Annotated in this window: 3 protein-coding genes; all 3 read right to left on the minus strand. The window is 76.9% G+C overall.

The window, feature by feature from the left end:
* Positions 1 to 2: 2 nt before the first annotated feature.
* Positions 3 to 12,014 carry an SDR family NAD(P)-dependent oxidoreductase gene (locus ABFY07_RS35885; RefSeq protein ID WP_346178519.1) on the minus strand — a complete coding sequence of 4,004 codons (12,012 nt, stop codon included), beginning with the start codon at positions 12,012 to 12,014 and terminating at the stop codon, positions 3 to 5.
* Positions 12,015 to 12,071: 57 nt separating this feature from the next.
* Complete coding sequence (locus tag ABFY07_RS35890; protein ID WP_346178520.1) at positions 12,072 to 18,752, minus strand: SDR family NAD(P)-dependent oxidoreductase; 6,681 nt, start codon at positions 18,750 to 18,752, stop codon at positions 12,072 to 12,074.
* A gap of 4 nt (positions 18,753 to 18,756) precedes the next feature.
* A partial coding sequence (locus tag ABFY07_RS35895) for an acyl carrier protein (protein WP_346178521.1) occupies positions 18,757 to 19,300 on the minus strand: 544 nt, incomplete at its 5' end.

The following is a 19,300-nucleotide window of genomic DNA, read 5'->3' on the forward strand; positions in this document are numbered from 1 at the left end:
CGTCAGGACGAGCCGAGTTGCTGATCGATGAGCGCGAACATCTCGTCGTCCGACGCCGACTCCAGCGCCTCGCCGTCGATGTCCTTGGCGCCGGCCGTTCGGCCCTCCAGCCGCGACAGCAGGGCGTGGAGCCGGCTCGCGATCGTCTCCCGGGACTTCCCCTCCACGTCATGGCTGTTCAAGGTGGACTCCAGCCTGGCCAGGTCGCCCAGGACGGGCGCGAGCGGATCGACCGCCGTGGCGGTCCGGTCCTCGGGCGCCAGTTTTTGATCGAGATAGCGGGCCATGGTCTCCGCGTCGGGGTAGTCGAAGACGAGCGCGGCGGGCAGCCGCAGCCCGGTCGCGGCCGAGAGCCGGTTGCGCAGTTCGACGGCGGTCAGCGAGTCGAACCCCAGCTCCTTGAACGAGTCGGCCGCCCGTACGGCCGCGGGGTCGCTGTGGCCGAGCACCGTCGCCGCGTGGGTGCGCACCAGGTTCAGCAACTCGCGGTGGCGTTCGGCGTCGGAGAGCGTGGCCAGCCGGCCGGCCCAGTCGGTGGACCGCGCGACGGCCGCGGCGCGCCGCACGGGTGCGCCCGCGGCGGCGATGCCGCGAAGCAGGGCCGGCACGGCGTCGGACGGCTGAGCGCCGAGCGTACGCGGATCCAGGTCGAGCGCCAGCACGGAGGCGCTGCCGTGGCCCAGGGCGGCGTCGAACAGCGCCAGTGCCATCGGCGTGGACAGCGGGGTGAAACCGGTGCGGCTCATCCGCGCCAGGTCGGCGCCCGCCAGATGTCCGGTCATGCCGCTGGCGGCCTCCCACAGGCCCCAGGCGATGGAGGTGGCCGGCAGGCCCGCCCGCTGCCGCCGGGCGGCCAGCGCGTCGCAGTAGGCGTTGGCGGCGGCGTAGTTGGCCTGCCCCGGGGTGCCGAGGGTGCCCGCGGCGGAGGAGAAGATCACGAACTTGGCCGGCGGGAGGTGCCGGGTGGCCCGGTGGAGGTTGGCCGCGGCCGTCGCCTTCGCCGCCCAGACCGACGCCAGCCGGTCCGGGGTCTGCGCGGTCAGCACCGCGTCGTCGAGGACTCCCGCCGCGTGGATGACGGCGGTGATGGGGTGGTGGGGGTCGATGGTGTCGAGGGTGTGTTGGAGGGCGTGGGGGTCGGTGGTGTCGGTGGCGGTGATGTGGACGGTGGCGCCGAGTTCGGTGAGGCGGGCTTTGAGGTCGGTGGCGCCGGGGGCGTGGGGGCCGCGGCGGCTGAGGAGGTGGAGGTGGGTGATGTGGTGGGTGGTGATGAGGTGTTCGGCGATGAGGGCGCCGAGGGTGCCGGTGCCGCCGGTGATCAGGGCGGTGCCGTGGGGGTCGAGGGCGGGGGGGATGTCGAGGACGAGTTTGCCGGTGTGTTTGGCCTGGCTCATGTGGCGCAGTGCCTGTCGGGCCTTGGCCAGTGGCCATGCCTGGACCGGGGGCGGGGTGAGGACGCCCTGGACGAAGAGGCCGGCCAGCGTGGACAGCATCTCCGACACCCGGTCGAGACCGGCGTCCGGAACCAGGTCGTAGAAGCGGTAGCGGACGCCGGAGTACGCCTCCGCGATCTGCCCGGCGTCCCGCTTGTCGGTCTTGCCCATCTCGATGAACCGGCCGCCCCCGGCCAGCAGGCGCAGGGATGCGTCGGTGTGCTCGCCGGTGAGGCTGTTGAGGACCACGTCGACGCCGCGGCCGCCGGTGGCGGCGCGGAAGGTGTCCTCGAAGTCCAGGTCGCGTGAGGAGGCGCGGTGGGCCTCGTCGATGCCCATCGCCTCCAGCACCTGGTGCTTGCCGGGGCCGGCGGTGGCGTAGATCTCGGCGCCCAGGTGGCGGGCGATCTGCACGGCCGCCGTGCCGACGCCGCCGGTGGCGGCGTGGATGAGGACCGACTCGCCCGCCTTGAGCCCGGCGAGGTCCACCAGCCCGTACCAGGCGGTCAGGAACGTCGTCGGGACCGCCGCCGCCTGCCGGTCGGTCCAGCCCGGCGGGATCGGCACCAGGGCGCGGGCGTCGGCGACGGCCACGGGCCCGAAGGCGCCCTCGAACAGACCGAGGACACGGTCGCCGACGGCCACCGAGGTGACGTCCTCGGCCACGTCGAGCACCACGCCCGCGCCCTCGCTGCCCCGGAACACCCCCTCGTCCGGGTACATCCCGAGCGCGATCAGCACATCCCGGAAGTTGATGCCGGCGGCACGCACGGCGACGCGCACCCGACCCGGGGCGAGCGGCTCCAGCACCTCCGGACAGGCCACGACCGACACGCCGTCGATGGTGCCGGTGTCCTCGCACGCCAACCGCCAGGCGGCCGTTCCCGGAGGCGGCGTCAGCTCCGGCGCCGCCGCCCGCTCGAGCCGTGGTGTCAGCACGAGCCCCCCGCGCACCGCCACCTGCGGCTCGTCCAGGGCCACCGCCCGTGCGACGGCGTCCCGCACCTCCTCGGGCCCGGCGTCGTCGTCGATGTCGCACAGCAGGAAGCGGCCCGGGTTCTCCGCCTGCGCGCTGCGCACCAGGCCCCACACCCCGGCCGCCGCCGGGTCGGGGCCCGGGGCGTCGGGATGCTCGTCGGCCTCCCCGGCCGCCACCGCTCCCCGGGTGACGAACACCAGCAGGGCGTCGGCCGGCACCGGTTCCGCCAGCCACCGCCGCGCCAGCTCCAGCGCGCCGGCGGCCGGTTCGTCGCCCTCGGCCGCCGGTACCCCGACGAGCACCGTCCGGGGGACGGCCTCCCGCGCGTCGTGCGCGGCGAGCAGGGCGTCGAGGTCGGCGTAACGGGGCGGCCCGGCCTCCGGCGAGGCGAACGGGAGCGGGCCGCCGTCCAGCGACGCCCACCCCTCGGCGGACCGCTCCGGCGCCCCCGCTGCCGCCGCAGGCGGCCCCAGCGGCACCCACGCCACGGTGAACAGCCCGTCCACCTTCCGTGCGCCCGCCTCGCGCAACTGCCGGGCGCTCGTCGGGCGTACGGTCACGGACTCGGCGCTGAGCACGGTCTGGCCCGCCTGGTCGGCCACCACGAGCCGGAAGCCGCCGTCCAGGGGAGACATGCGGACCCGGGCCGCGCGGGCGCCGGTGGCCCACAGCGACACCCCGCTCCAGACGAACGGCAGCCGCAGCCGCCCGTCGTCCCCCCGGCCGTCCAGCGCCACCGGGTGCAGCGCCGCGTCGAGCAGCGCGGGGTGGATGCCGAACCCGTCGGCGCCCTCGTGGGCCGCCTCCGGCAGCACGACCTCGGCGAGCAGGTCGGCGCCCTGCCGCCAGGCGGCGGTCAGCCCCCGGAAGGCCGGGCCGTAGCCGTAACCGAGCGCCTCGGCGCGGCCGTAGAAGTCCGCCACGTCCACCGGCTCGGCGTCCCGCGGCGGCCACACCGCCTCCGGCGCCCCCTCCGGGGCGCCCGGCGCCCTCGGGGCGAGCTGTCCGGTGGCGTGGCAGGTCCAGGGCGACGAGCCGTCCGCGTCCGGCCGGGAGTGCACCCGCACCCCACGGCGGCCCTGCTCGTCGGGGGCGTCCGCCACGACCTGGACCCGCAGCCCGCCGGACGCGGGCAGCGCCATCGGCACCTGGAGCGCGAGCTCCTCGATCCCGCCGCAGCCCGTCTCGTCGGCCGCCCGCAGCACCCACTCCACCAGGGCCGCGCCCGGCACCAGAGGGGTCCGGGCGACGACATGGTCGGCGAGCCAGCCGCCACTGGCGGCGGCGGGGAGCCGGCCGGTCATCACCAGGCCGCCGTCGGCCAGTTCGACCGCGGCACCGAGCTGGGCGTGGGCCACCGAGGTGAGCCCGGCGCTCCGCAGGTCACCCGGTCCGCCGTCCAGGCCGAGCCAGTAGCGCCGGCGCTGGAAGGGGTAGGTGGGCAGGTCGGTGGTGACGCGCGCGTCGGCGGGATACCAGGAGTCCCAGGCGATCGGCAGTCCCGTGGTGTACGCGCGGGCGACGGCGAGGGCGAGCTGGTGGGGCCCGCCCTGGTCGCGCCGGAGGGTGGGGATGGCGGCGGCGGGGACACCGGCCGCCTCGAAGGCGTCCTGCATGCCGGGGATGAGCACCGGGTGGGGGCTGACCTCGATGAAGTGGCGGTGTCCGTGTCCGATGAGGGCGGTGAGCGTGTCGGCGAAGCGGACCGGCCGGCGGAGGTTGGTGAACCAGTAGCCGGCGTCGAGCCCCGAGGTGTCCAGGCGCTCGGCGGTCACCGTGGAGTGGAAGGCGATGTCGGAGCCGGTGGGCGTCAGACCGTCCAGGGCGGAGACGATGTCCTCCCGGATGCGGTCCACATGGGGCCCGTGGGAGGCGTAGTCCACGTCGATGGTGCGGGTCCGCGCGCCGCGCGCCCCGGCGGCCGCCAGGACGGCGGCGATCCGCTCCGGCGTGCCCGAGATCACGGTGGCGGCGGGGCCGTTGGCGGCGGCCACGGTGACATCGCCCGCCCGCTCGGCCAGCTCCTCCAGGAGCCGTGCGGTGTCGTCGGCGCCGAGGGTGAGGGAGGCCATGGCGCCGTGGCCGGCGAGGGTACGGAGGGCCTGGCTGCGCAGGGCCACGACCTTGGCACCGTCGTCGAGGGTGAGCGCGCCTGCCACGCAGGCGGCGGCGATCTCGCCCTGGGAGTGGCCGACGACGGCGGCCGGGGTGACGCCCATGTGCTGCCACACGGCGGCCAGGGAGACCATGACGGCCCACAGCGTGGGCTGGACGACGTCCACGCGCTGCGGGTCGGTGGCGGTGTCGGTGCCGCGCAGCACGGCGGTGAGCGACCAGTCCACGTACGGCGCCAGGGCCCGCTCGCACTCCGCGATCCGGGACGCGAAAACGGGCGAGCCGTCCAGCAGCTCCACGCCCATGCCCCGCCACTGCGACCCCTGGCCCGGGAAGACGAACACCGGGCCCGCGGGGGCGACCGTCGCCTCTCCCGAGACGACCGCGGGATCGGGTTCGTCCGCGGCCAGCTTCTCCAGACCGGCCAGCAGCGACTCCCGGTCCTCCGCCACCACCACCGCCCGGTGCTCGAACACCGACCGCGTCGTCGCCAGCGACCAGCCCACCTCGGCCACCTCGGCCGCCTCGGCCGAGGGGAGCCGCCCGGCCACGTTGGCGGCCTGCTCCCGCAGCGCCCCGGCGGTCCGGGCGGACAGCACGAACGGCAGGACGCCGCCGAGGGCGTCCGGCCGCGGCCGCTCCGCCGGCGGTTCCGCCCGGTCGGGTGCCTGCTCCAGGATGACGTGGGCGTTGGTGCCGGAGATGCCGAAGGAGGAGACGGCGGCCCGGCGCGGCCGATCCGCCTCGGGCCAGTCGGTGGCCTCGGTGAGAAGCCTGACCGCGCCCTGGGCCCAGTCGACGTGGGGGCTGGGCTCGTCGACGTGGAGCGTGGCGGGCAGCCGGCCGTGACGCAGAGCCATCACCATCTTGATGACGCCGGCGGCGCCGGCGGCGGCCTGGGTGTGGCCGATGTTGGACTTGACCGAGCCGAGCCACAGCGGCCGGTCGTCGGGGCGGTCCTGGCCGTAGGTGGCCAGGAGCGCCTGGGCCTCGATGGGGTCGCCCAGCGTCGTGCCCGTGCCGTGCGCCTCGACGACATCGACCCCGGCCGGGTCCACCCCGGCCGTGGCCAGGGCCTGGCGGATCACCCGCTGCTGGGAGGGGCCGTTGGGCGCGGTCAGGCCGTTGCTCGCGCCGTCCTGGTTGACCGCCGAACCGCGCAGCACGGCGAGCACCCGGTGCCCGTTGCGGCGCGCGTCCGACAACCGCTCCAGCACCAGCAGCCCGGCGCCCTCGCTCCACCCCGTGCCGTCGGCCGCGGCGGCGAACGGCTTGCACCGCCCGTCCGGGGCCAGGCCGCGCTGCCGGGAGAACTCGATGAACGTGTTCGGCGTGGCCATCACCGTCACGCCGCCCGCCAGCGCCAGGTCGCACTCGCCCTGCCGCAGCGCCTGCGCCGCCAGGTGCATCGCCACCAGCGACGACGAACACGCGGTGTCCACCGTCAGCGTCGGCCCCTCGAGACCGAAGGTGTAGGCCACCCGGCCGGACGCCACGCTCGGCGTGGAACCGGTCATGATCTGGCCCTCGTAGCCCTCCGGGATCCGGCCCAGGAACCGCGCGCCGTAGTCGTCGTACATGATGCCGGTGACCACCGCCGTCCGGCTGCCGCGCAGCGCCGCCGGATCGATGCGGGCGTGCTCGAACGCCTGCCACGCCGTCTCCAGCAGCAGCCGCTGCTGCGGGTCGGTGGCCAGCGCCTCCCGGGGGCTGATCCCGAAGAACTCCGCGTCGAACAGGGCGGCTTCCCGCAGGAAGCCGCCCTCCCTGGCATAGCTCTTGCCCGTCCGCTCGGGGTCGGGGTCGTACAGCCTGGCCACGTCCCAGCCGCGGTCCTCGGGGAACGGCCCGATCGCGTCCACCCCGTCGGACACCAGCCGCCACAGCTCGTCCGGGGAGTGCACATCGCCCGGGTAGTGGCAGGCCATGCCCACGATCACGACCGGATCGGCGGCACCCCCGGTCCGGGCCGCAGCTCCCGGCCCCGCCGGGAGCGGTGCGGCGGCCGCGGCGGCGCCGAGCAGCTCGGTGCGCAGATGGCGCACCAGGGTCTCGGGGGTCGGGTAGTCGAAGACGGCGGTGGCCGGCAGGCGCACCCCCGTGGCCTCGTGGATCGCGTTGCGCAGCTCCAGCGCGGTCAGCGAGTCGAGGCCGAGCTGCTGGAAGGTCCGGCCCAGTTCGAGGGAGTCCGGCTCGGGGTGGGCCAGGACGGCGGCGACCCGCTCCCGTATCAGCTCGCCGATCACCCGGTCCTGTTCGGCCTCGGGCAGCCCGGCCAGCCGGCCGGCCCAGGAGCGGGAGGGGGACGCCTCGGCCGGGGTGGCCGTCCGTACGGGCCGGCGCACCAGGCGGCGCAGCGGCCCGGGCAGGGTCCCGGCGGCGGCCTGTTCGCGCAGCACGGCCGGTTCGAACCGGGCGGGGACCAGCACGGGCAGCGCGGTGGCGAGCGCCGCGTCGAACCGGGCCAGGCCAGCTTCCCCGGACATCGCGGCGGTGCCCGAGCGCGCCATCCGGGCCACATCCGCGGAGGCGAGGTGTTCGGTCATCCCCTCGTCCACCCCCCACAGGCCCCAGGCCAGCGAGGTCGCCGGGCCGCCGGCGGCGCGGATGTGCTCGGCGAGGGCGTTGAGGAACGCGTTCGCCGCGCCGTAGTTGCCCTGCCCGCCGCTGCCCAGCACGGACGCGGCGGACGAGAACAGCACGAAGGAGGCGAGGCCCGCGTCCCGGGTCAGCCGGTGCAGATGCCAGGCCGCGTCCACCTTCGGCGCCAGAACGGCGTCGAGCCGCTCGGGGGTCAGCGAGGTGACGACGCCGTCGTCGAGCACGCCAGCGGTGTGGACGACCGCCGTCAGCGGGTGCTCCTCGGGGACGGTGGCGAGCAGGGCGGCCAGCGCCGTGGGATCGGAGGTGTCGCAGCTCTCGACGCGTACGTCGGCCGCCAGTCCGGCCGCGAACGCGTCGATGCCCTCGGCGGCCGGCCCGCGCCTGCTGACCAGGAGCAGATGCCGGGCGCCATGGGCCTCGGCGAGGTGCCGGGCGAGCAGCCGGCCGAGCGAGCCGGTCCCGCCGGTCACCAGCACGGTTCCCTCCGGGTCGAGCACCGCCGGCGCCGCGTCCGGGCCGGGGAGCGCCGGGACCAGCCGGGGCACCAGCACCCGCCCGTCGCGGAGCGCCAGCTGCCACTCCCCGGCGGCCGCGGCGGCCGTGACCGCCGGCGCCAGCGCGTCCCGGGACGCCGGGGTGTCGTCCGTGTCCACCAGCACGATCCGGCCCGGGTGTTCGGCCTGGGCGGCCCGCAGCAGGCCGAGGACCGCGGCGCCCGCCAGGTCGGCCGGCGCGTCGTCCGCGCCGGCGGTGACGGCTCCGGTGGTGAGGACCACCAGACGGCCGGCGGCGAGGGCGTCCTCCGCCAGCCACTCCCGCAGCCGGGCGAGGACGCGGTGGGTGGCGGCGCGTACGCGGGCGGGCGGGTCGTCGTCGCGGGTGCCGTCGTCGCGGGTGCCGTCGTCGTCATGGCCGTCGAGGCGGCCCAGGACGACCAGGTCGGGCGCGGGGGCCCCGGCGGCGACCGAGGCGCGCAGCGCGGCCAGGTCCGGGTGGCGCGCGACGCGCTCCACGGGCAGCGAGGCCGTGGCGGTGTCCGCGCCGCCGGCGTCGCAGACCGCCCAGCGGTCCGGCGCCGCCGGCGCGTCGGCGGCGGGCAGGGCGAAAGGCTCCCAGTCCAGCCGGTACAGCGACCTGTCGGCCGGGCCCGCCCCGGACCACCACCGCTGTGCGGAGACGGTGCGCAGCGCGAGGGAGTCGATGACGGCGACCTCCGCGCCGACGTCGTCGGACAGCCGCATGGTCACGCTGTCCGGCCCGGTCGGCGTGATACGGACCCGCAGCCGGGACGCGCCGCGCGCGAGCAGCCGTACGCCGCCGAAGGAGAACGGCAGCCGGACCGTGCCCGGCGCGCCGCCCGCCTGGTCCTCGCCGGTGAACAGCTCGCCGATCGGGTGCAGGGCGGCGTCCAGGAGCGCGGGGTGGATGGCGTACGCACCGCCGTCCCCCCGCTGTCCGGGGGCCAGGCCCACCTCCGCGAACATCTCCTCGCCGAGCCGCCACGCGGCGCGCAGCCCCGTGAACGCCGGTCCGTACCGGTAGCCCTCGGCGGCCAGCCGCTCGTACAGCCCGGCGACATCGACGGGCTCCGCCCCGGCGGGCGGCCACGGGGCCGGTGGGGCCGTGGGCCCGGGGTTGCCCGGCGTGCCGGTCAGGGTGGCCGTGGCATGCCGCCGCCACGGGCCGCCCGGCCCCTCCACCCCGTCGGGGGCGCCGCCGGACGGGCGCGAATGGACGGTGACGGCCCGTCGGCCGGCCGGGTCGGCGGCCGAGACGGCGACCTGGAGATCCACCGCCCCCACCGGAGGCAGCAGCAGCGGCGCCTCCAGGGTGAGGTCCTCGATCCCGTCGCAGCCCGTCCGCCCACCCGCCTGGAGGGCCAGCTCGACGAAGAGCGTGCCGGGCAGCGGCACCGCGTCCACGAGGGCGTGGTCGGCCAGCCACGGCTGGCCGCGCCGCGACAGCCGGCCGGTCAGCAGCAGCCCGCCGTCCGCCGGTTCGAGCGCGGCGCGCAGCAGCGGGTGGTCGCTCCGCTCGAGCCCGGCGGCCCGCACATCCGCCTCCGCCCGTGGGGCGTCCCGCCAGTACCGGCGGCGGTCGAAGCGGTAGGTGGGCAGGTCGGTGGCCCGGGCGCCGGGCGGGAAGGCGGCGGAGAAGTCGACGGGTTCCCCGTCCACATGGAGCCGGGCGAGCGCGGTCAGCAGCGTACGGGACTCGTCGCGGCCGGCCCGCACCACGGCGGCCAGCACCGGAGCGCCCGGGCCGGAGCCACCCGGACCCTGGGCCGGGCCCTCCTCGGCCAGGCAGTCGCGCGCCATGGTGGTGAGCACGGCGTCCGGGCCCAGCTCCAGAAAACGGGTGACGCCCTCCGCGCGCAGCGCGGCGACGCCGTCGCGGAACCGCACCGGCTGCCGGGCGTGCCGCACCCAGTAGTCGGGGTCGCACAGCTGCTCCGCCGTGGCGAGCGCGCCGGTGACGTTCGAGACGACGGCCATCCGCGGCGGGGCGTAGCCGAGCGACGCGGCGACCCGCCGGAACTCCTCCAGCATCGGATCGATCCGCGGCGAGTGGAAGGCATGGCCGACCCGCAGCCGCCTGGTCCGGCGCCCGCGCTCCCGGAGCGTACGGGCGATCTCCTCCACCGCGTCCTCGTCGCCCGAGACCACCACCGAGGCCGGCGCGTTGACGGCCGCCAGCGCCACCCGGTCGGCGATGTCGGCCAGGAGCGGCGCCACCTCCTCCTCGGCGGCCTCCAGCGCGACCATCGCGCCGCCCGCGGGCAGCGCCTGCATCAGCCGCCCCCGGGCGGCCACCAGCCGCGCCGCGTCCGGCAGCGACAGCACCCCGGCGACATGCGCGGCGACCAGCTCGCCGACCGAGTGCCCCGCCAGATAGCCGGGCACCACACCGAACGACTCGACCAGCCGGTACAGGGCGACCTCGACCGCGAACAGCGCGGCCTGGGTCACCTCCGTCGCGTCCAGCGGCCCGGCCCCGTCCCCGTCCCCGACGGCGGGCGCGAACACCAGCTCCCGCAGCGACCGCCCCAGCAGCGGGTCCAGCGCCGCACAGGCCTCGTCGAACGCGGCGGCGAACACCGGATACGCCCGGTACAGCCCCTCGCCCATGCCGGGGCGCTGGCTGCCCTGCCCGGTGAAGAGGAAGGCGCAGCCACCGAGCCGCGCCGGGGCGGACGCCCGTATCAGGCCAGGATGCGTACGGTCCTCGGCGAGATCGGCCAGCCGGGCGCACAACTCCTCGCCGTCCGCGCCCAGCACGACCGCCCGGTGGTCCAGCGGCGACCGGGTGACGGCCAGCGACCAGCCGATGTCGCGGACCGGGACGCCCGGGTGCGCGGCCACATGCCCGGCGAGCGCCGCGGCCTGGGCCCGCAGCGACGCCGCGCCGCGCGCGGAGACCAGCCACGGCACGGCGGCGCCCTCCGGGCGCGACGGCGCGCTCCCGGGCGCCTCCGCCTGCGACGGGGCCGGCGGTGGCGGCGCCTCCTCGAGGATCAGATGCGCGTTGGTGCCGCTGATCCCGAACGACGAGACACCGGCCCGGCGCCGCCTGTCCCCGGCCGGCCACGCGACCGGCTCGGCCAGCAGCCGCACCGCGCCGCCGTCCCAGTCCACCACGGGCGTGGGCCGGTCGGCGTGCAGCAGGGCGGGCAGCGAGGCGTGCCGCAGCGCCATCACCATCTTGATGACACCGGCCACGCCCGCCGCGCCCTGCGTGTGCCCGAGGTTCGGCTTGATCGCGCCCAGCCACAAAGGCCGGTCCCCGGGCCGCTCCTGACCGTAGGTCGCCAGGAGCGCCTGGGCCTCGATGGGGTCGCCCAGCGTGGTGCCGGTGCCATGCGCCTCGACCGCGTCCACATCCGCCGGGGACAGCCGGGCGTTGGCCAGCGCCTGCCGGATGACGCGCTGCTGCGCCAGGCCGTTGGGCGCGGTGAGCCCGTTGCTCGCGCCGTCCTGGTTGACCGCCGAGCCGCGCACCACGGCCAGCACCCGGTGTCCGTTGCGCCGGGCGTCCGACAGCCGCTCCAGCACCAGCAGCCCCACCCCCTCCGCGAACGCCGTGCCGTCGGCCCCCTCGGAGAAGGCCTTGCACCGGCTGTCGGCCGCCAGGCCCCGCTGCCGCGCGAACTCCGTGAACACGTACGGCGTCGTCATGACCGTCACGCCGCCCGCCAGCGCCAGATCGCACTCGCCCTGCCGCAGCGCCTGCGCCGCCAGGTGCATCGCCACCAGCGACGACGAGCACGCCGTGTCCACCGTGACCGCGGGCCCCTCGAGACCCAGGGTGTACGCCACCCGGCCGGACAGCACGCTGGGCGCGTTGCCGGTGACCAGATAGCCCTCCGCGGCCCGGTCGATGTGCGGAGTGCCGAATCCCGGCAGGGCGGTGCCCGCGTACACGCCCACGGGCGCGCCCTTCAGCGACCCGGGGGCGATGCCCGCCCGCTCCAGCGCCTCCCACGCCACTTCCAGCAGCAGCCGCTGCTGCGGATCGACGGCCGCCGCCTCCCGGGGGCTGATGCCGAAGAACTCCGGGTCGAACCGGTCCGCCTCGTGCAGGAACCCGCCCTCGCGGGCATACGTGGTGCCCGGGTGGTCGGGGTCCGGGTGGAACAGCCGCTCCAGGTCCCAGCCGCGGTTGTCCGGGAACGCGGTCATCGCGTGCCGGCGCGCGGCGACGAGGTCCCACAGATCCTCGGGGGAGGCGATGCCGCCCGGGTACCGGCAGGCCATCGCCACGATGGCCACCGGCTCCCGCTGCCCCTCCTCCACCTCGCGCAGCCGCGCCCGGGTGTCGTGCAGATCGGCGGCGACCCGCTTGAGGTAATCGACCAGCCGCTCTTCGTTCGTCTCAGTGGTCACGGCGCGGCCCCTCTTCCCGCTCGGTCGGGATTCCTCGGCGTTCCTGGCAGACCGGGCTCATTGCACTCCGAGTTCCTTGTCGATGAAGTCGAGGACCTGGTCGGTCGTCGCGGCCTCGAGCCGCTCGGCCGCGCTGCCGCCGTGCGGGCCCGTGGCGTGGGCCGCCTTCCAGGCGGCCAGCAGGGCCTCCAGACGTGCCGTCACCTGACCGGGGCCGGCCCCCGCGGAGCCGTTCCCGCCGGGCGCGGTGAGCGCCGCCAGCGTCTCCTCCAGGCCCGTCAGCCGGCTCAGCACGGGCGCGTAGACGTCGGCCGCCGCCTGCTCCCGCTCCTCGGGGGCCAGCTGGGTGCGCAGGTGTTCGGCCAGCGCCCCGGGCTCCGGGTGGTCGAAGACGACCGTGGCGGGCAGCCGCAGCCCGGTGGCCGCGGTGACGCGGTTGCGCAGCTCGACGGCGGTCAGCGAGTCGAAGCCGAGTTCCTTGAACGCCGCGTCGGCCGGCACGGCGGCCGGGTCGGCGTGCCCGAGCACGGTGGCGACGTGCCCGCGGACCAGGTCGGTCAGCAGCCGCCGCTGTTCGGCCGGGGCGAGACGGCCCAGCCGGGTCGCCCAGTCCCCGGGCTCCTCGGCCGCCGCCGCCGTCGGCCGCGCCGCCCCCGCGCCGGAGCGGGCGCCCGCCGCCAGGGCGCGCAGCAGCGCGGGCAGGGCCGCTACGGGCTGCGCCGCCAGCGCCCGGGCGTCCAGGTTGAGCGCGAGCAGCGCGGGCCGCTCGCCCTCCAGCGCCGCGTCGAACAGGTCCCGCCCCTGTTCGGTGGTGGTCGGCACGATGCCCTGCCGGGCGATCCGCGCCACGTCCGCCTCGGTCAACCCGCCGGTGAGCCCGCTCGCGGCCGACCACAGGCCCCAGCCCACCGACACGCCCGGCAGGCCCTCGGCGTGCCGCCGCTCGACCAGGCCGTCGCAGAACGCGTTGGCGGCCGCGTAGTTGGCCTGCCCCGGGGTGCCGAGAGTGGACGCGAACGACGAGAACAGCACGAACATGCCCAGCGGCAGCCCGGCGGTGGCGCGGTGCAGATGGGCCGCCGCCGCGGCCTTGGCCGACCAGACCTCCGCCAGGCGCTCCCCGTCCTGCGAGGGCAGCATCGCGTCGGCCACGACGCCCGCCGCGTGGACGACGCCGGTGAGCGGATGCGCCGGGTCAAGACCCGCGATCGCCTCGCCGAGCGCTGCCTCGTCCCCGACGTCCACCGCGGCCACCCGCACCCGCGCGCCGAGCGCGCCGAGCCGGTCCGTCAGCTCCCCGGCGCCCGGGGCATCCGGGCCGCGGCGGCTGAGCAGCAGCAGGTGCCGTACCCCGCGCGAGCGCACCAGGTGTTCGGCGATCAGGCCGCCGAGGGTCCCGGTGCCGCCCGTGATCAGTACCGTGCCCTCCGGATCCGGCGCCGGCGGGACGTCCAGCACCAGCTTCCCGGTGTGCCGGGCCCGGCTGAGCTGCCGCAGCGCCTGCCCGGCCCGGCCGAGCCGCCACGCGGTGACGGGCAGGGGGGTGAAGGCGCCGACCGCGAACAGCTCGCCCAGGGCGGCCAGCAGCCGCCCGATGCGCTCCGGGCCGGCATCCGCGATCAGGTCGAACGCCCGGTACGCCACGCCGTGCTCCCGCGCGACCGCATCCGGGTCGCGCAGGTCCGTCTTGCCCATCTCGACCAGCCGCCCGCCGGTCGCGAGCAGCCTCAGCGAGGCATCGGTGAACTCTCCGGCCAGGCTGTTGAGGACCACATCGACGCCGCGCCCGCCGGTCGCCGACCGGAACCGCTCCTCGAAGTCCAGGTCCCGCGAGGACGCCCGGTGGCCGGCGCCGACACCCATGCCCTCGAGCACCGGGTGCTTCGCCGGGCTCGCCGTCGCGAACACCTCGGCGCCCAGGTGCCGGGCGACCTGGACGGCGGCCATGCCCACGCCGCCGGTCGCGCCGTGGACCAGGACGGTCTCGCCGGGGCGCAGCCCGCCCAGCTCCACCAGGCCGTACCACGCGGTCAGGAAGGCCACCGGGGCCGCGGCGGCCTCCCGCAGGCTCCAGCCGTCCGGCACGGGGGCGACCATCCGGGCGTCCGCCACCGCCACCGGGCCGAACGCGTCCTCGAACAGGCCCATCACCCGGTCGCCGACGGCGACGCCGGTCACCCCCTCGGACACCTCCAGGACGACGCCCGCGCCCTCGCTGCCGATCGACGCCGCGGGGTCCGGGTACATGTCCAGGGCGATCAGCACATCGCGGAAGTTGAGACCCGCGGCGCGCACCGCGATCCGCACCTGGCCGGGCTCCAGGGGAGCGGACGCCCGAGGGCTGGGGACCGCCGTGAGGTCGTCGGGGCCGGCCCCGCCGGCCACCAGACGCCAGGCCCGCTCGCCCGGCGGCGCCGTCAGCTCCCGCTCGCTCTCCGCCCGGGCCATCCGGGGCACCAGCGCGCGCCCGCCCCGCAGCGCCAGCTGCGGCTCGTCCGCGCGGACCGCCTCCCGCAACGCCGTCACCAGGGCGGCGCCGGGCTCGGCGGTGCCGGTTTCGGCGGTGCCGGTTTCGGGAGGGGTGTCGACGAGGAGGAAACGCCCCGGGTGTTCCGTCTGCGCGCTGCGCACCAGCCCCCACACCGCCGCGGCGGCGGGGTCCACCGGCTCTCCGCCGGCGTCCTCGGCCCGCACCGCCGACCGGGTGACCACGGCCAGCCGCGCACCCTCGAGGCCGGCCCCGCCCAGCCACTTCTGAGCAAGCGCCAGCGTCCGGCGCGCGGCGGCCAGGCCCGAGTCCGCCCCCGCCGGGTCCGAGCCGGTCCGCACCGGGGCGACGACGATCTCGGGGGCGGGGGCACCGTCCTCCACGGCGCGCAACAGCGCGTCGAGATCGGGGTAGCGGTCGGCGCCGGCCAGGCCCGGGGCGCCGTCGCCCAGCACCGCCACCCGCCCCGGCACCGGCCCGGCCACCGCCCCGCCCGCCGGGGCGGGCAGCGGCGTCCACTCGACGGCGAACAGCCCGTGCGACCCCCGCGCCCGGCTCGAGGCGCGCAACCGCCGGCCGTCGGTCTCGCGGAGCGCGACCGCCTCCGCGGTCAGCACCGGGGCACCCGTGGCGTCGGCCAGCAGCACCCGCAGCCCGCCGGGCCGCGGCGACAGCCGCACCCTGAGCCGGGTGGCACCCCCGGCCCACAGCCGCACCCCGCTCCAGGCGAACGGGAGGAGCACCGACCCGTGCGCCGGGTCGCCCGGCGCGCCGGCGAGCCCACCGGCCGCCAGCACCGGCTGCATCGCCGCGTCGAGCAGGGCGGGATGGATGCCGAAGCCATCGGCCCGCTGTGCCGCCTCCTCGGGCAGCACCACCTCCGCCAGCGTGTCCTCGCCCTCGTGCCATACGTTCCGCAGGCCGCGGAAAGCCGGCCCGTAGCCGTAACCCGCCGCCGCGGCCCGCTCGTAGAAGCCCTCGGTCGCCACGGGCCGCGCTCCCGGCGGCGGCCACGCCCCGCCCAGGCCCGGCGGCGGGACCGGCTCGGCCGCGCCGGGCAGCAGCGTGCCCTCGACATGGCGGACCCAGCCGTCCGGCGCGCCGGAGCCCTCCTCGGGCCGGGAGTGGACCCGCACCGCACGGCGTCCGTCGCCCCCGGCAGGATCCACGATCACCTGGACCACCAGCCCGCCCGACGCCGGAAGCACCACCGGGACCTGGAACGTCAACTCCTCGACGCCGCCGCAGCCGGCCTCGTCCGCGGCCCGCAGCACCCACTCCACCAGCACCGCGCCGGGCAGCAGGGACAGATCCGCCACCACATGCTCGGCCAGCCAGCCGCCCCGCGCCGCCTCCGGCAACCGCCCGGTGAGCACCAGGCTCCCGTCGGGCAGGCGCACCGCAACCGGCAGCAGCGCGTGCCCGACCGGGGTGAGCCCGGCCCCCGCGACATCGCCCGGAGCGGAACCGCCGCTCGCCGGCAGCCAGTACCGCTCCCGCTGGAAGGCGTATACCGGCAGCGGCACCGCCGCCGGCGCGTCGGGGTAACAGCTCGCCCAGTCGACCGCCACGCCAGCGACATGCGCCTCGGCCAGCGCCCGGCACAGCCGCTCGGGGCCGCCCTCGTCCCGGCGGAGCGTGCCGATCCCCACGGCCGGGACACCGGCCGCCCCGAAGCACTCCTGCAGTCCGAGCAGCAGCACGGGGTGCGCGCTGACCTCGATGAACACCCGGTACTCGTCGGCGAGCAGGGCCCGGACCGCCTCGTCGAAACGCACCGGCTGCCGCAGGTTGGTGAACCAGTAGCCGCTGTCCAGACCGGCCGCGTCCATGCGGCCGCCGGTCACCGTCGAGTAGAAGGCGACGTCCGAGGTGACGCCGGACACCCCGGCGAGCACCTCCGCCAGCTCGCCGGCGATGCGGTCCACCTGCGGGCCGTGCGAGGCGTAGTCCACGTCGATCGTACGGGCCCGCAGCCCCTCGGCCCGGGCGGTGGCCACCACCTTCGCGACCTGCTCGGGAGGCCCGGACACCACCGTGGACGAGGGGCCGTTCACCGCCGCCACCGTCACATCCGCCGCCTGCCCGGCGGCCAGCCGCCCGGCCCGCTCCACGCCGCAGCCCAGCGAGGCCATGGCACCGTGCCCGGACAGCGCCCGCAGCGCCCGCGCCCGCAGGGCCACCACACGGGCACCGTCCTCCAGCGTCATGGCGCCCGCGACACAGGCCGCCGCGATCTCCCCCTGCGAGTGGCCCACCACGGCGGCCGGCCGCACCCCGTGCGCCTCCCAGACCGCGGCCAGCGACACCATGACCGCCCACAGCACCGGTTGCAGCACATCGACCCGCCCGATGTCGGCGACGCCGTCCGCGCCGCGCAGCACATCGGTCAGCGACCAGTCCACATGCGCGGCCAGGGCCCGCTCGCACGCGGCGACGCGGTCCGCGAACACGGGGGAGGAGTCCAGCAGTTCCACGCCCATGCCCAGCCACTGCGAGCCCTGCCCGGGGAAGACCATCACCGGGCCCGCGCCCACGTCGGCCGCCACGCCGCGCACCACCGCCGGGCCCGGCTCGTCGGCCGCCAGCCCTTCGAGCGCGGCCAGGAGCTCCGCCCGGTCCCGGCCCACCACGACGGCCCGGTGCTCGAACGCCGAGCGGCGCGTCGCCAGCGACCAGCCCACCTCGGCGGCGCTACTCGCCGCCCCCTCCGCCGCCAGGAAGGCGCCGAGCCGCGCGGCCTGGTCCCGCAGCGCCTTCTCGCCGCGCCCCGACACGGGCCAGGGCACCACGCCGGGGCGGGCGCCGCCTTCGGCCGTGCCGCGCTCCACCGGGGGCCGCCGCCCGTCCAGCGGGTCGCCGTCGTCCGGGGCCTGTTCGAGGATCACATGAGCGTTGGTGCCGGAGACGCCGAACGACGACACCGCCGCCCGGCGCGCCCTGCCGGTCGCGGGCCAGTCCCGGGGTTCCGTCAGCAGCCGCACCGTGCCGCCGCTCCAGTCCACGTGCCGGGTCGGCTCGTCGATGTGCAGGGTCCTGGCCAGTCTGCCGTCGCGCAGCGCCATCACGGTGGCGATCGCGCCCGCGACCCCGGCCGCCGCGTGGGTGTGGCCGATGTTCGACTTGATCGAGCCGAGCCACAGCGGGCGGTCCGCCGGGCGGTCCGCCCCATAGGTGGCGATCAGCGCCTCCGCCTCGATGGGGTCGCCCAGCCGGGTGCCCGTCCCGTGCGCCTCCACCATGTCCACGTCCGCGCCCGCCAGGCCGGCCCGGGCCAGCGCGTCCCGGATCACGTTCTCCTGGGCGACGTCGTTGGGCGCGGTGAGCCCGTTGCTCGCGCCGTCCTGGTTGACCGCCGAGCCCCGCAGGACGGCCAGGACCTCGTGCCCGTTGCGCCGCGCGTCGGACAGCCGCTCCAGCAGCAGGACACCGGCCCCCTCCGAGAAACCGGTGCCGTCCGCGGCGGCGGCGAACGGCTTGCACCGGGCGTCGGGCGCCAGCGCGCGCTGCCGGCAGAACTCGGTGAACATCAGCGGCGTGGACAGCACCGTGACGCCGCCCGCCAGCGCGAGGGAGCACTCGCCCTGCCGCAGGGCCTGCCCCGCCAGATGGATGGCCACCATCGACGACGAACACGCGGTGTCCACGGTGACCGCCGGCCCCTCGAAGCCGAAGGTGTACGCGACCCGGCCGGAGATCACGCTGGTGAGGCTGCCCGTGGTGGCGTAGCCCTCGAACCCCTCCGGAATCCGCGGCAGGCCGGAGATGTAGTCCTCGCTGGAGACCCCCACATACACGCCGGTCCGGCTGGCGCGCAGGGTGTCGGGCACGATCCCGGCGCGCTCCAGCACCTCCCACGACAGCTCGAGGAGCAGCCGCTGCTGCGGGTCCGTCGCCAGTGCCTCGCGCGGGCTGATCCCGAAGAACCCCGCGTCGAACCGGTCGACGTCGTAGAGGAAGCCGCCCTGGCTCACATAGCTGGTGCCGAAGTGGCCCGGATCCGGATGGAAGAGGCCGTCCAGGGCCCAGCCGCGGTCGGTGGGGAAGTCGCCGATCGCGTCGCCGCCCGACAGGACGAAGCGCCGCAGGTCCTCCGGGGAGCGCACCCCGCCGGGGAAACGGCAGGCCATGCCCACCACCGCCACCGGCTCCTGACGCCCCTCCCCGAGCTCCTGCAGACGGGTCCTGGCGTCGTGCAACTCGGTGGTGACCCGGCGCAGGTACTCGACCAGTTTCTCTTCGCTGACCATGTCGTCACCTGCCTTCAGCGTTGGGGCGCGGACTCACGTCGGAGAGCACGCCGAGCTCGTTGTCGATGAAGTCGAGGATCTCGTCGGCCGTGGCGGACGCCAGCTTCCCCGCGGCGCCGGCCGTCGTGCCGTTGTCGGTGGTCTTCTTCGGGGCGGTGGTGTTCTTCGCGGCGGTGGTGTTCTTCGTGGCGGCGGTCCCGCCGGCCTCCCCGGGGGCGTCGGGGGTGAGCTGCTGCTCGATGCGGCGGGCCAGCGCCTCCGGCGTCGGGTGCCGGAAGATGACGGCGGCGGGCAGCCGCAGCCCGCTGGCCGCCACCAGCCGGTCGCGCAGCTCGACCGCCGTCATCGAGTCGAAGCCCAGCTCCTTGAACGAGGCGTCGGCCCGCACGGCCCTGGGGTCGGTCTGCCCGAGCACGGCGGCGGCCTGATCCCGCACCAGCTCCAGGACGGCGCGGCGGCGTTCGGCGGGCCCGAGCCCCGCCAGCCGGCCCGCGAGATCGGCGGCGCGCCCCGGTGAGGCGGCCACCGGCCGGGCCGGCGCCCGGCCG

The organism is Streptomyces sparsogenes subsp. cuspidosporus, from assembly GCF_039532705.1.
Classification (GTDB): Bacteria; Actinomycetota; Actinomycetes; order Streptomycetales; family Streptomycetaceae; genus Streptomyces; species Streptomyces sparsogenes.

What these genes read in the sequence shown, in the direction of transcription:
- ABFY07_RS35890 (WP_346178520.1), bottom strand. Translation starts at nt 18,752, where the DNA reads ATGGTCAGCGAAGAGAAACTGGTCGAGTACCTGCGCCGGGTCACCACC.